Genomic DNA, 559 nt, shown 5'->3' with positions numbered 1-559 from the left:
TCGGTGATCATCAGGAGCCTGGCGTGTTCAGGGTGGGGCGGGTGCCGCCAGAGGCGTTCTGGCGCAGCAGCTGCTCGTAGAACGCAAGCGTCTCGCGGCCGACACGATCCCAGGTGTAGGTCTGGCCGGCTGCGCGCGCTGCTGCTGCCATGCGCAGGAAATCGGCCGGGTGATCAATCAGATCCATGCAGGCCTGGGCCATCGCCTCGCAGTCGCCCGTCGGCGCAAGCACACCGCTCTCGCGGTGGCGGATCACATCGTGCATGCCGCCGTTGTCTGCTGCCACGACGCACAGGCCACGCGCCATCGCCTCGATGAAGGCCTTGCCGAAGCCTTCGAACAGCGAGGGGAACACGAAGATGCCATGCGCGTCGTAGAGCTCACGCAGCTGCTGCTGCGGTTGCCATGGCAGGAAGTGCACGCGCGCCAACACGGCCCGGTCCGTGAACAGCCCACGCGCGGCAGCATGGTTACGCCCCTCACAGACCCAGGTGAAGCTGGCCTGGGGCCGCGCCTGCAGCACCTGCTGGGCCACCTGCGCCACGAAGAACGGCGCCTT

At 67.6% G+C, this 559-nt stretch carries 1 protein-coding gene; it reads right to left on the bottom strand.

What is annotated here, in order from left to right:
- Positions 1–10: 10 nt before the first annotated feature.
- Positions 11–559: glycosyltransferase family 4 protein (locus tag ACLNEE_RS16865; RefSeq protein ID WP_411425074.1), on the bottom strand; the 549-nt coding region annotated here is incomplete at its 5' end.

It is taken from the genome of Aphanothece stagnina RSMan2012 (genome assembly GCF_046764815.1).
Lineage (GTDB): Bacteria > Cyanobacteriota > Cyanobacteriia > PCC-6307 > Cyanobiaceae > NIES-981.
The sequence above is the reverse complement of the archived record's forward strand: the minus strand, read 5'-3'. Positions and strand labels throughout refer to the sequence as shown.